At 63.6% G+C, this 13,537-nt stretch carries 13 protein-coding genes; 8 read left to right on the plus strand and 5 right to left on the minus strand.

The genetic code is table 11. The features are described from left to right. Window positions 1-2 precede the first annotated feature (2 nt). Genes G6N57_RS28975 through G6N57_RS28990 form a run of 4 tightly spaced genes read right to left on the minus strand, consistent with a single transcriptional unit; the run spans window position 3 to window position 4,112 of the window. A complete protein-coding gene (locus tag G6N57_RS28975; protein ID WP_061263354.1) occupies window positions 3-1,505 on the minus strand; it encodes an aldehyde dehydrogenase family protein in 1,503 nt (500 codons plus the stop codon). 16 nt (window positions 1,506-1,521) lie between these two features. After that, a complete protein-coding gene (locus G6N57_RS28980; protein ID WP_077743326.1) occupies window positions 1,522-3,129 on the minus strand; it encodes an AMP-binding protein in 1,608 nt (535 codons plus the stop codon). Window positions 3,130-3,135: 6 nt separating this feature from the next. Beyond that, window positions 3,136-3,648: a ketosteroid isomerase-related protein gene (locus G6N57_RS28985; RefSeq protein WP_077743325.1), complete on the minus strand. Its 513-nt coding sequence runs from the start codon at window positions 3,646-3,648 to the stop codon at window positions 3,136-3,138. An 11-nt stretch (window positions 3,649-3,659) separates the two neighbouring features. After that, window positions 3,660-4,112 (minus strand): nuclear transport factor 2 family protein, encoded by a 453-nt coding sequence (locus G6N57_RS28990; protein WP_036446991.1) that lies wholly within the window; start codon window positions 4,110-4,112, stop codon window positions 3,660-3,662. Window positions 4,113-4,367: 255 nt separating this feature from the next. On the opposite strand from G6N57_RS28990, the gene G6N57_RS28995 reads away from it, so the two are divergent. From G6N57_RS28995 to G6N57_RS29030, 8 genes are all read left to right on the plus strand, one after another. Beyond that, window positions 4,368-5,603: an acyl-CoA dehydrogenase family protein gene (locus G6N57_RS28995; protein WP_061263353.1), complete on the plus strand. Its 1,236-nt coding sequence runs from the start codon at window positions 4,368-4,370 to the stop codon at window positions 5,601-5,603. A 1,102-nt stretch (window positions 5,604-6,705) separates the two neighbouring features. Next, window positions 6,706-7,554 carry an SDR family oxidoreductase gene (locus G6N57_RS29005; protein WP_077743324.1) on the plus strand — a complete coding sequence of 283 codons (849 nt, stop codon included), beginning with the start codon at window positions 6,706-6,708 and terminating at the stop codon, window positions 7,552-7,554. Window positions 7,555-7,924: 370 nt separating this feature from the next. After that, a complete protein-coding gene (locus tag G6N57_RS29010; RefSeq protein ID WP_061263290.1) occupies window positions 7,925-8,119 on the plus strand; it encodes a ferredoxin in 195 nt (64 codons plus the stop codon). Then, window positions 8,116-9,321 (plus strand): NAD(P)/FAD-dependent oxidoreductase, encoded by a 1,206-nt coding sequence (locus tag G6N57_RS29015; RefSeq protein WP_061263289.1) that lies wholly within the window; start codon window positions 8,116-8,118, stop codon window positions 9,319-9,321. The genes G6N57_RS29010 and G6N57_RS29015 overlap by 4 nt, the downstream gene beginning before the upstream one ends. A 32-nt stretch (window positions 9,322-9,353) precedes the next feature. Further along, the gene (locus G6N57_RS31845; protein WP_197908766.1) at window positions 9,354-10,205 is read left to right on the plus strand and encodes an NAD(P)-dependent oxidoreductase; all 852 of its coding nucleotides are present in this window, start codon (window positions 9,354-9,356) and stop codon (window positions 10,203-10,205) included. Next, window positions 10,198-10,593, plus strand: coding sequence for a carboxymuconolactone decarboxylase family protein (locus G6N57_RS31850; protein ID WP_064774126.1), 396 nt, complete (start codon window positions 10,198-10,200; stop codon window positions 10,591-10,593). The genes G6N57_RS31845 and G6N57_RS31850 overlap by 8 nt, the downstream gene beginning before the upstream one ends. Next, window positions 10,590-11,822, plus strand: coding sequence for a cytochrome P450 (locus G6N57_RS29025; protein ID WP_061263288.1), 1,233 nt, complete (start codon window positions 10,590-10,592; stop codon window positions 11,820-11,822). Before G6N57_RS31850 ends, G6N57_RS29025 begins: the two co-directional genes overlap by 4 nt. A gap of 61 nt (window positions 11,823-11,883) precedes the next feature. Then, the gene (locus G6N57_RS29030) at window positions 11,884-12,585 is read left to right on the plus strand and encodes a TetR/AcrR family transcriptional regulator (RefSeq protein WP_234815569.1); all 702 of its coding nucleotides are present in this window, start codon (window positions 11,884-11,886) and stop codon (window positions 12,583-12,585) included. On the opposite strand, the gene G6N57_RS29035 is transcribed toward G6N57_RS29030, so the two are convergent. Next, window positions 12,582-13,523, minus strand: a complete 942-nt coding sequence (locus tag G6N57_RS29035; protein WP_061263286.1) for an SAM-dependent methyltransferase — start codon at window positions 13,521-13,523, stop codon at window positions 12,582-12,584. The genes G6N57_RS29030 and G6N57_RS29035 overlap by 4 nt on opposite strands. Between the last annotated feature and the right edge of the window lie 14 nt (window positions 13,524-13,537).

Consider the following 13,537-nt stretch of genomic DNA (forward strand, 5'->3'; position numbering starts at 1 on the left):
GCTCAGTTCTCTGCGGGATCGATCACGATGGCGAACGCTTTGTTCTCGATTCCGCCGGAACGATCGAGTGCGATGAACTTCTCCTCGACGTATTCGTCGATCGCGTTCGGGCCTCCTTCACGGCCCAAACCGCTCTCCTTGTATCCACCGAAGGGATAGGCGGGGTGGATGATGTGCCAGTTGTTCACCCACACCATGCCTGCCTCGAGCCGGCGAGCCAGGCTGGCGGCTCGTTCGTCGCTGCCCCAAACACCGGCCGACAGGCCATAATTGGTGTCGTTGGCTATCGCGAGGGCTTGCTCGTCGGTGTCGTAGGTCATCACGACCAGTACCGGACCGAACACCTCTTCCCGGGCGATTCTCATGTCGTTGGTCACGTCGAGGAAGATGGTGGGTTCGATCCAGTAGCCCTTGTCGAAGCCCGCTCCCGAGGGTGCCTTGCCGCCGATGGCGGCGGTGGCGCCCTCTTCGGACGCGATCCGGAAGTAGTCCAGGATTCGGTCGCGTTGGGTCGGGGAGATGATCGGCCCGACGTGGGTCGTCGGGTCCAATGGGTCACCGACGCGCAATGTCGCTGCCCGCGTCAGCAGCTTGTCCACGATCTCATCGCGTCGTGACGCCGGGATGAGCAAGCGGGTGCCCGCCTCACACGCCTCGCCGTTGTTGGCCATGCATGCGAACAGGGCCCCGTCGACGGCCATGTCGATGTCGGCGTCATCCAGGATGATGTTGGCGCCCTTACCGCCCAGTTCGAGGGTAACCCTTCGCACTGAGTCCGCCGACTGGCGCAAGATGCTCTTGCCCACCGCCGTCGAGCCGGTGAACGCCACCTTGCGCACATCGGGGTGTCCAGAAAGGTGGGCGCCCACCGGCTCGCCGTCCCCGGTGACGACGTTGAATACACCGGGCGGCAAACCCACAGCGTCGAACTCGCGGGCCAGCTCCAGTGCCAGCAACGGTGCGTGCTCATCGGGCTTGAGCACCACCGAGTTACCGGCGACCAAGGCCGGCGCGATCTTCCACACCGTGGTCAGCATCGGTATGTTCCACGGCACGATGGCAGCGACCACACCGAGCGGCTCGCGCACCACAACACCGTCGGCGGCAATCGGTGCAATCGCCGGCCCGGGCGTCTCCCACTCGTAGTTCTGCGCGATCCCCGCCAGATACTGCATCTGGGCAACCGACAACCCGACGTGTAGTGCACTGGTGATGCGGATTGTGGCCCCGTTCTCGCGGCTCTGCAGGGCTGCGAGTTCCTCGGCGCGAGCGCCCAGCCTTTCGGCGACGGTGTTGATGATCGCCGCCCGCTGCGCCGGGGGGGTCCGGCGCCACGTCCCGTCGGCGAAGGCTCCCTTGGCAGCGTTCACCGCGGTGTCGACCAGCTCAGGGGTGCCTTTGGCGACAGTGGCGACCAGTTCTTCTGTTGCCGGGCTGCAGATCTCATACACCTCGTCGGTGTCGACCCACTTGCCGTCGATGTACATCGGGTAGTGCTCGGACATCGCGAGCATCCTTTCCTTAGCCGACCTGGCGAGACTTGTTGCGCCAGTAGGGTTTACGAATGGCCTTCTTGTCGACCTTGCCCGCCGGATTCAGCGGGAGACTGTCGGCAAAAAGGATGGTCTTGGGAGCGGGGATGCTTCCCAGCGCGGCCTTGACATGCTTGATGAGTTCGGATTCCAATGCCGGCCCCGTGATCTCACCGGTGCGGGCGACCACCACGGCCATCACCGCCTCACCCCACTTCTCGTCGGGCACACCGATCACCGCCGCCTGAGCTACCGCGGCATGGGTGGCCAGAACGTCCTCGACCTGACGTGGGAACACATTGAACCCGCCGCTGACCACCATGTCCTTCTTGCGGTCGACGAGGTAGAGGTAGCCGTCGGTGTCGAGGTAGCCCACGTCTCCGGTGTGCACCCACCCGCCCCGCAGTGTTTCGGCGTTGCGTGCCGGATCGAGGTAGCCCAACATTTGTCCCAGCTGGCGTGAACAGATCTCGCCCACCTCGCCGACCGGCAATATCGCATCGTTGTCGTCCTGAATCGTGACACTGACCTGAAACATCGGCCGGCCCGCACCACCGAGGCGAGCCGTCCATTGACCGACCGATTCGCCGTCACGCTTGACGTGTTCGTGTTTGCGCAGGCACGCGATGTAGCCGGGTTCGGTGCCTGCGTAGGTCTGGATGAAGATCGGTCCGAAGACCTCCAGCGCCTGGCGCAACCGCTCCGGGGTGATGGGAGACCCCGCATAGACCACGGTCTGCAGCGAAGTGAGGTCGAATTCGCTTCGGCGAGGGTGATCGAGCAGCAGGTAGATGATGGTGGGCACTAGTGCGGCTGCGGTGACGCGGTACCGCTCGATATGGGCCAGCAGCGACTCTGGCTCCAGCCCGGGAAGCATTACGTTGGTGCCACCTCGGATGAAGGTCGGCATCACAAAGATCTGCGTGAAATGCGTCAGCGGTGCGCCGTGGGCGAACACTTCGCCGAACCGGATATCGGCGATCTCCAGCCCGGCCGAAATGCTGTAGTGACTCCAGGTGAAGTGAGAATTGACCACGCCCTTGGGTTCGCCGGTGCTGCCCGAGGTGAACAGCACGTAGGCTTCGTCGTGCTCAGCGATATCGACCTGTGGTCGCTGTGAGCTCTGTGCAGCCACCAGAGTCGCAAAGTCCAGTGCGTCAACCTTGGCGGCACCTTCGACGGTGCCCACCCGGATCAGGGTCTGTAGCTTCGGCAACTGGCCCCGGATCGCGGCGACGGCGTCTTCGAACTTCGCGTGATACAGCAACGTCGTCGCGTCGGTCTGTTCCAGATTGGACTTGAATCCGTCGGCCGCAGCCCGGGTCGGCATCTGCACCAGCACCGCCCCAGCCGCCCACACGGCCTGCTGAATCGGGATGAACTCCAGGCAGTTGGGCATCAGCAGCCCGATTCGATCGCCCTTCTGAACCCCGGCACCGATCAGGGCATTGGCGATCCTGTTGCGCCACTGGCCCAGCTCGCGATAGGTAACACTCGCGCCGGACGCGGCATCCAGAATCGCGGTGCGCTCACCGTAGTAAGCGCACGCGCGATCCAGGACGTCGGGCAGCACGCCCCACACACCATCGTTGGACACCTGCGGCTATCCCGTCAGCGAAGCGGGGTCGAAGCCCTCGACCCAGTACTCCGGTGTGACGATCGGCAGGCCGAGTTCCTGCAGTACCGGGGTGTCATTCCAGTAGGTGGTTTCGCGGGCGATCTTGCCCTGGGCATCCAGCTGATGCCAGGTGATGCCCCGAGTGCTGAGGGTTTTGCCCTCGGTGGGAACGCCGCGGAACGCGCTCAGGCCCTCACCGGCCCAATTCCACAAGATGACCACTGCGGGTTGTCCATCCACGCCGGCGAGCTGGAACGCCTCGGTGGCAGTGAAGGCGTGCACACCGATCCCGTTGTCGAGGTCTGTGTTGGCGAAAGGCGCAAGCCGCGGTTCGAGCTCGGCTTTGGTGATGGCGGTGTCGATCATGTGATCGGAGTCGCCGTGGTCGTCGTAGACCAGGTCGTCGGCGTAGAGCGCGACCGCTGAAGCGGTGTCGCTAGTCAGCGCATCGACCCAGCGTTGGGCGTGCTGTCTTGCTTGGGAAGTATCCAGGCTCATCGCAATTCCTTTCAGACCAGAGCCGGGGCTTTGGCCACGGCGGTGGGGTCGACGGGCAGACCGAGATCGCGAACGGCGGTCGAGACGTCCCAGAAGCTTGCTTCCCGCGTGATACGGCCGTCTGTGTCGTAGATGTGGAAGGTGATGCCGCGGGCACCCGGGATCTTTCCGCCGGTCGGGACCCCGACGAACGCCGCTGCCGTGGGGGCGTGCCAGGTCCAGCGGTAGATCGCGGCGTTCTTGTCTCCGACCACCTCGTCGATGCGGAAGTTGTTGATACCGATGCCGTTTTCGGTGTCTTTGTTGGCGTAGGGGGCGAACACCCGCAACAGTTCCTCTTTGGAGGTGATTCTCTGGCCGAGAATCGGGTCTTCGAACAGGAAGTCGTCGGCGTATAGGGCGACCACGGCTTCTGCGCTGGTGCGGAACGCTTTCAACCATTTGACCGCGAATGTATGACTCATCGGAAAGTTCAACTCCTCGCGTTGAAATGCAAGTTAGACAACTCCGAGGCTATGGACGACGGACCTGCTGCGGCGACTACCGGGGGGAGGAAACCTCCTGCCCGTAGGGGGGACATGATCCTGCTGCCCCATAACTCTGTCAGCGAGACGGTCTCCTCCGATGCCGGAGCGAGTTCCCCCTTGGGAGAGGTGTGCAGCCCTAGTGGCCGGAGCAGCATGTGGACGACCGGACACCAATAGCTATAGGGAGTGACCATGTTGGAACAAGATCTGACCGACGAAGACTTCGAGCCCTACTTCGCCAAGGCGCAGGAGGTCTCTGAATTCTTCCGCGAGATCGGCCCGAAGTACGACGTGGAAAACACGTTCGCCTACCCGTCGATCGATGTCTTCAAAAAATCCGGGTTGGGCAAGCTACCCGTGCCGAAGGCATTTGGCGGGCCCGGTGCCAACATCCTTCAGGTATCGAAGATCGTCTCGGAGCTGTCACGGGGTGACTCGGCGATCACGCTCGCTTACAACATGCACTACATAATGGTCGGCATTGCCGGAAACCTGATGACTGATGAGCAGAACAAGTACTGGTTGGGCCGCGTCGCCGACGGCGAGCTGATGTTCGGGCCGTTCTCCGAGCAGCGCGCCGGCTTCTCCGGTCTGGCCGACATGAAGGCCGTACCGCAGGCCGGTGGCGGCTGGAAGATCTACGGCAAGAAGACCTGGGGCACGTTATGTGAGGCCGCAGACATCATCACCACCAATGCCACCGAAACCGATGCCGACGGCAACCTCCCAGAGACTTTCGAAGGCCGGATCGCCGCCGAGAAACTGTTCATCGGCGACTTCAAGGTCGACAAGAACGGTGTCGGCGACGGAATCCGGATTGAGAAGACCTGGAACGCACTCGGTATGCACGCCACCGGAACCCAGACCATCGTGTTCGACGGATACTTCGTGCCCGAGGACGGTTTCGTCTCGCCTTGGCGTGCCGGCGCTTTCGGTGTACTCGAGTGGGCGTCTCTGATGTTCGCCAGCATCTATCTCGGTATGCAGCAACGGATTCTGGAAGAGTCGGTGGCTGTCCTGTCGAAGAAGCACCTCGGCGCCACTTTCGGGGCCATCGTCGCCGCCGACACTGAGGTCAAGAGCGTCGGACACATCATCGACGGTATCGGCGACATGGCCTCCCGGGTCGAGATGTCGCGTCGCGTTCTCTACCAGACCTGCCAGGAGCAGATCGAAGGCAAGGACAAACTCTGGGCGCCGGAGCTGCGATTCCCCTACCTCGGCCTGGCCAAGACGTTCGTCGCCGACAACGTCATGCATATGTCGCGGCATGCCATGAGCCTCGTCGGCGGCTCGTCCTTCCGAAAAGGCACCATCTTCGAGCGGCTCTACCGCGATTCGGCGGCATCGATGTTCCAGCCGCTCAATGCTGACCAGACTCGCACCTACGTCGGCCAGTTTCTACTCGAGCAGGCTGCGGCCAAGTAAACGACGCGGCGCCAGTGTCCGACGCCCCGGTGGATTTGATCCGCCGGGGCGCACGTCATGACTGCGATGTGTCAAGCCTGGCTACCCAATTGACGGACCCGACCTGCATCCTGAGGCTAACGCGGGTCGACCCTGTCAGCGCCGTGTCATGCGGGCCAATCATGATCCAAGGCTTGCCAGCCGACCGCGTTCCAGATGGTGTGCGCTGTGCGTACCAAGATATGAGCCACAACGTGTTTCAGCCAGAATCGCAGATCGATCGATTTGCAGACCGCATTTTCGATCACATGCGAATCATCGTCCTATGACACCAAATCCGCGCATATCAGTGTGACAGTACCGTCTCGAACAATGGCGGTCAGCCTCCCTCACCAGACCAGTCAAACGAAAGCGGTCGGGCACCAGACGCCAGCCATTGCCCTCGTGGCGTATGGAGAAGTCCTGCCATCGGCTGGTCCTCTGTTTCCAGGCCGCGGCATTCCTCAGCACCGATGAGCAGATCACCGCGTGCGCGCTTAACCCGACAGACCTCTGCGAAGGTATCCGTGCAGGTTCACTGGCGTAGACAGCAAGGCATCCACCGCCCATTTCGCCACGTTGCGCCGGATCGTCGACTACGCGGGCGTAGCAATGCTTTTCGGTGAGCGAGCAGATTCTGGAGCGTGCGCCACGATCGCGACGGTCTGAGCACCAGACTTCAGGCCTATTGAGCGCGTGTGCGATTCGTTATCACAGGAGGCGGTTACGCACTTGGTGACCCCAACGACGACGGGCCACCGTGAAGCCAGGGTCTCGAATCGACTAGTTCGGAGGATAAGCCGGTGGCGGATACGTGCCACGCAATGCCCACGGCAACCAGTTGAAGAAGAACTCGAGCTCATCGCTCGCGTCGTAGTCCGGAACCGGATCCATATTCCACCCCTTCGCCGGGCAATGTTTCGAGACATTGTATCGTTGCAAATCGATAAACCACTAACTCTTTAACTGTTTATTCGGACGATCTGGGCCTGCCTTCAGAAGCGGGACGGATCGGCCCGAACTACCTGCCCGCCCACCTGAACCACGAGCCAAGCTAGGCGCACAACCAACCGCCAGGAGGACCATGTCGCTGTCTGGGAAGACCATGTTCATCTCCGGCGCCAGCCGGGGTATCGGCCTGGCCATCGCCAAGAAGGCCGCCGCCGACGGCGCCAACATCGCGTTGGTCGCCAAGACCGCCGAACCGCATCCCAAGCTCGAGGGCACGATCTACACGGCCGCCAAGGAGATCGAGGAGGCCGGCGGGCAGGCCCTGCCGATCGTCGGTGACGTCCGCGACGGTGACTCGGTTTCCGCCGCGGTGGCCAAGGCCGTCGAGCAGTTCGGCGGCATCGACCTGTGCGTCAACAACGCCTCGGCCATCAACCTCGGCTCGATCGAGGAAGTTCCGCTCAAGCGCTTCGACCTGATGAACGGGATCCAGATCCGCGGCACCTATGCCGTGTCTCAGGCCTGCATCCCGCACATGAAGGGCCGCGAGAACCCGCACATCCTCACCCTGTCCCCGCCGATCCGGCTGGAGTCCGAGTGGCTCAAGCCGACCGCCTACATGATGGCAAAGTTCGGAATGACGTTGTGCGCGTTGGGTATCGCCGAAGAGATGCGGGAGGCAGGCATCGCTTCGAACACACTGTGGCCGCGCACCCTGGTGGCCACCGCAGCGGTGCAGAACCTGCTCGGCGGCGACGAGGCGATCGGCCGGGCCCGCAAGCCTTCGGTGTATGCCGATGCGGCGTACACGATCTTCAACAAGCCCGCGCGGGAGTACACCGGGCAGAGCCTCCTGTGCGAGGACGTGCTACTCGACAACGGCGTGACCGATCTGTCGGTGTACGACTGCGTGCCCGGGTCCGACCTCGGCGTGGACCTGTGGGTGGACACCCCCAACCCGCCCGGATACACCGCCCCGTAGCACGATCGCCCCTGGAGATTATCCAGTTCCATGCCGCGATCCCTGCGAATTTGAACCGCTGCCCACCGTCCCAGAAGTGCCTTCTTGGACGGTGGGCAGCTTCGCGTACACCGATGAGGAGTCCCGCGAGGCCCATCACGGCCATCCCAGACGGACGTATCGACACTCGTCCCGCATCAGCAGCCATACATCGCTCGGTGAGGGTCGCGCTGCCGCCGGTCGACCTAAACACCAACGATCCTGGATTAGTTAGCACATTTATCGACTGTGTGCTGAATCACCGCACGCCGACGTGCCGAAACCGCTTTTCCGGGTATAGCCTCACGTTGTACTGAACTTAGTTAGGTTAAGGCGGAAAGGTGAGAGTCGGATGCACATCACAATCGACGAAACGAAATGCTGCGGCGCGGGCCAGTGCGTGCTCGCCGCCCCAGACATCTTTGACCAGCGTGAAGATGACGGCGTGGTCATTCTGCTGAACGCTGATCCCCCCGAGGACCAGTACGGTCCGGCGCGGGAGGCAGCGGCGGTGTGTCCTGCGGCGCTGATCGAGGTACACGAATGACACCAGCACCATCCGTGCTGATCGTCGGCGCCTCGGCGGCCGGGTTATCGGTTGCTGATAATTTGCGGAGAGGCAACTTTGCCGGTCGACTGACGATGATCGGCGAGGAGCACCACCTGCCCTACGACCGTCCCCCTCTGTCCAAAGAAGTGCTGTCGGGGCTTTGGCCGGACAGCAAGACTCAACTCCGGGATCGGAGCACGTTCTCCGAACTCGACATCGACCTGCGCCTTGGGACGGTCGCTGAACGCGTCGACAGCGCCGCTCGCATCGTCACCTGTTCCGACGGTACCCAGATCACCTACGACGACCTGGTGATCGCTACCGGGGTCCGCCCCCGGCCACTGCCCGGCACCGAGGGTCTCCAGGGAGTGCATATGCTGCGCACCCTCGACGATGCCCAACGGCTGCGCTCAGCCCTCGATGGGCGTCCCCGCTTGGTGATCGTCGGCGCAGGATTCTTGGGCGCAGAGGTGGCTTCAGTGGCACGCACCGCCGGGGCCGACGTGACACTGATTTCCGATATCGAGTCACCTCTGTCCGACGTGATTGGCACCGAACTCGGCGGGCTGTTGCTGCGCGCGCATACCGACCACGGCGTGCACCTCAAGACCGGCGTGAAAGTAGCTGCCGTCACGCACCACGACAACCGGGTCACGGGAGTCGAACTGGCCGACGGCTCGACGCTGCCTGCCGACGCGGTCCTGGTTGCGATCGGATCAGTCCCCAACACCGAATGGCTTGCCGGCAGCGGTATCCCGATTGGCAACGGGGTGATCTGTGACGAATTCTGCCGTGCGCAACCCGGAGTGTGGGCCGCCGGCGATGTCGCCTCCTGGCACCACGTTGAGCTCGACGAGCGCCTCAGGCTGGAGCATCGCACCAACGCCGCCGAGCAGGGTATCGCGGTGGCACGCAACATCCTTGCCGCCGACAGCCCTACTCCCTTCACACCCGTCCCCTACATCTGGTCAGACCAATACGACCTGAAACTGCAGATCTACGGACAGACCCGTGGGGCAGACGCGTTCGCCGTCATCGACGGCGATCTGGCCGACCGCAAATTTGTCGCGGTCTACGGCAAGGACGGACATGTCCGTGGGGCCGTCGGCGCCGGGATGATCCGCCCACTACGGGCGGCGCGCGCCCTCGTCGCCGCCCGCGCACCCTGGTCCACCATCGAACAAGGAGCATCAGTATGAGTGTTCAAACCCACAGCGCTACTACAGGCTCCGTGCGCATCGCACCGCGGGCCGGCGTCATCGGCCTTGGCATGATCGGTGGCGGTGTCGCTGTCAGCCTGGCCCGCAGCGGACGCATCCCGGTCGTCTACGACATCCGCCCCGACGCTGCCGACGGCCTGCTGGGAGTACCACCCGTGGCGGCCTCGCCCGCCGACGTGGCTCGCGACAGCGATGTCGTGCTGGTTGCAGTGGTCGATGCCGCCCAGGCCAGGACCGTGCTGTGTGCCGATGACGGTGTGCTCGCCGGCGCTCACCCCGGCCTCGTCGTGGTGCTGCTGAGCACCGTTGCCGTCCCGGTCGTGCACGAGCTCGCCCGGGCGTGCTCGGCCAAAGGTGTCGAATTGCTGGACTGCGGAGTCACTCCGGGCGATCAGGCAGCCAACAACGGCCTGGTTGCCATCCTCGGCGGCAACGACGACGCCGTCCGCGCGGCGATGCCCGTTCTGGTCGACTTCGCCAAGGAGGTGGTGCACTGCGGGCCCCTCGGTGCCGGCATGGCCACCAAGATCGCCCGCAACGTCATCACCTACGGCACCTGGCGCGCAGTCCACGAAGCCGCGGGACTTGTCCACGCCGCGGGTGTTGCACCGGAAAGACTGATCGAAGTGGTTCAGGCAGCCGACCCCGACGGCGCCACGTTGTTCTCCTGGCTGCGCAATCAGATTGCCGCACAGCCGGATACCCGCGCGCTTGTCCCGCAAGTGCGCCGGTTGATGGACAAGGACCTCGCCGCCGCACAGGAACTGGCCGCCGATTGCGGTGTCGCCGTACCGCTGGTCGACGCAACCCGCGGTAACGGCGCTGAAACCCTGGACATCCCCATGAGGAGCACCGATGAGTGAGACCACAGAACTCGGCTTGAAAACGATGGACGCCGTCTACGGACCCGGCTTCGCCGAGTCGCTTCCCGACGAGCGGACTCCGACGTTGGAAATGACCGTAGACCATCTGTTCGGCGAGGTGTGGAGCCGGCCAGGCCTGTCCATTCGGGACCGTCGACTGCTCGTTCTGGGCGCCACCGCGGCGCTGGGCCGGGCCGACCTGGTCGAGATCCAGGTGCGCGGTGCGCTGGCCAACGACGAGCTGTCCGCGGGCGAACTGCGCGAAGCCGTTCTGCAACTGCAGTACTACGTCGGCTGGGGCAACGGAACCCAGCTGAACAACGGTGTCGAGGCCGCGCTGCGGGCCCACGCCGAAAGCAATCACGAGAAGCCGGAGAACCACAAATGACCATCGAACTCGACGTTCCCGCCATGCCCGTCGAACGGCAACGACTGCTCGACCCGCCAATGGCCTACTACCACCTGCGCGAAGAGCAACCCATCACCCGCATCCGGTTCCCCAGCGGCCGAATCGGTTGGCTGGTCACGCGATTCGAGGAAGGCAGCCAGGTCTTCTCCGATCCTCGAATGAGCTCCGCGCGACCCCGCCACGACGTTCCGCCTGAGGAAGGCGTCGATCCCAACTCCAACGACACATCCGAAGCGGTCGATCCGACTTTCGTGTTCATGGACGAGCCCGACCACAGCGCCTACCGCCGGCTGCTCTCAGGGCGGTTCACCCCGAAAGCGGTCCAAACTCGGTTGCAGCCCTACATCGACCAGATCGTGACCGAGCATCTCGACACCATTGAGGCGCTCGGGTCCGACGGCGAACCGGTCGACCTCATTGAACATCTGGCTCTGCCCATCCCGTGCCTCGTCATCTGCGAGCTACTGGGTGTCCCCTACGCCGACCGGGATAAATTCCACCATGCCACCGAGGCCATGATGGACACCAGCCGCACTCGCGCTGAACGTGCCGAAGGCGGCCTCTGGCTGCGTGATTACATCACCACGTTGGTCGCCGAGAAGCGAGCCGATCCTGCCTCAGAAGGGCTGCTGGCCGATCTCATTCGCAGCAGCCAGGAGGAAGGCTCGATCCTGACCGACAACGATCTGGTGTCCATCGGTGTCCTACTGCTGTTCGCCGGTCACGACACCACCATGGCGATGATCGGCCTGTCCACCCTGACATTGCTCACGCACCCGGAGGCGCGTCAGAACCTGGTGGAACATCCCGACAAAGTGGGCCCCGCCGTCGAGGAACTGCTGCGCTACCTGACCATCGTCCAATTCGGCCTCGGCCGGACCGCGAAGGAGGATCTCGAAATCGGTGGTCAGCAGATCGCCAAGGGAGACCTGGTGGTGGTGGCGATGCCTGCGGCCAACCGGGACCCGCGAGTATTCGACAATCCCGATGAACCCGACTTTGACCGGAAGATCACCCGGCACCTGGCCTTCGGCTACGGCGTGCACCAGTGCTTGGGGCAAAATGTCGCCCGCGCCGAGTTGAAAACCATTCTGCCTCAGTTGTTCACGCGGTTCCCGGAGTTGCGCCTTGCGACGCCGCTCGATCAGGTCGAGATGGATACCTATGGGACGAACTACGGAGTGCGCAAACTTCTCGCCACCTGGTGATCCCACACTCCGCGATCGGCACCGCTTAGGCTGGACCGGCGGTGTCGATTGCGGAGGTGTGGTGGAGCAGGTCGCAAACGTGCCAGCGCGGCGACGACGCCGGCGCGGGCAGGGAGATCTTCGCGGCGAGGTACTCGACGCCGTGAATCGGCTGCTCGACAGATGGGGTAGCGACGAGAAGCTCACCATGCGCGCCGTCGCTCAGGAAGTCGGAGTCGCCGCGCCCAGTATCTACCTGCACTTCTCCGACAAGGCCGAGCTGGTCTGGGCGGCCCTGTCCGAGAAATACGCTCAGCTGGCTGACCAGATGGACGTGGCCGAACGCACCGCCGATAGGGAGGGGCCGCGCGAGCGGCTCCGGGCCCAGGTCCACTCCTACTGCAGATTCGCGATGGACAATCCGGGCCACTACCGGCTGATGTACGAAATACGACAACCGGCAGTGGACCCCGAACGGATGGGCCTGCACCCGGCACGGCAGGTGTCGGGCCGGCTGCGACGCGCATTGGCCGCATGCGCCGACGCGGGCTATCCGCTCACCCTGCCGCTGTACCAGGCGACGCACACCCTCTGGACCGGCCTGCACGGATTGGTGTCGATCCAGCACAGTCTTGCCATGGCGGGATCGATCGATCAGCTCGACGACATGGCCGACGGTCTCCTCGACGTGCTGGTCAGCCCGGAACAGCGGGACGGCCCAGCGTATCCGCCGCAAACAGACGTGGACCGCTTCATCGCCGAAACCGTCGTCGATGAGCCTTAGCTCAATCGACCGTCGACGAAGACGCTTTCTGGAATGCCGTCGTCCAGACCCTCCGGCATCGAACGGCCGTTGCGAGCCAGCAGGTCGACTGCGCTCACACCGGTGGCTTGCCAGCCGTGGGCTTCGAGCCAGTCAACGACCTCAGTACGCTCCTCTTCATAAAGGAGGTTGCCGGATGCGGCGATGTCCTCCCGGCCGAGTTTGGCAGCAGCCTCGCGATACCGCTGCATCTGCTCCTCGCGACGCGCGAAACTCTCGGCGCTGAAGAACTCGTTGCTGAATGCCTCCACCGCCACCCGGCTGCCCGGCGCGCTCAACTCTGTGATCCGCTCGAACAGCACGTCCTGCGCCTCGGCTGTCAGGTACGGCAGCAGGCCCTCGGCCGACCAGGCCGTCGGCGCTGCGGGATCGAAACCCGCTGCGCGCAGAGCGGCCGGCCAGTCGTTGCGCAGGTCGATAGGAACACCTACATAGGTCGCCAGCGGTGATACCCCCCGCGCTTCCAGAGTGGCGAACTTGAAGTCCAGTACTTTGGGTTGATCGATCTCGTACACCACGCTGCCGGCGGGCCAGTCCAACCGCCAAGCTCGCGCATCCAGACCTGCCGCCAGGATCACTGACTGCCGGATGCCGCTCGCCGCCGCATCGGTGAAGAATTCGTCGAAGAACAACGTGCGCGACGCGGTGTAGCCCATCATCGCCTGCATCCGCTCTTTGAAATGGGGGTCCAGTGCCGCCAGTTCGGCGGGCAATTCTTCCGGTCGAAGGTACATGTTCCAGAGACCATCGCCGGCGGCCTCCAGAAACATCTGCGCATACGGATCACGGATCAACGGGTTCTCACTGTTGGTCTCCGCCGCCCGACCCGCGGCGACACCCAAGGCGGTGGCACCCACGCTCTCGTTGATGTCCCAGCTGTCGCCTTCTGTTCTAGCCATGGTTGCCCCTTCGC

Source organism: Mycolicibacterium boenickei (assembly GCF_010731295.1).
GTDB lineage: Bacteria > Actinomycetota > Actinomycetes > Mycobacteriales > Mycobacteriaceae > Mycobacterium > Mycobacterium boenickei.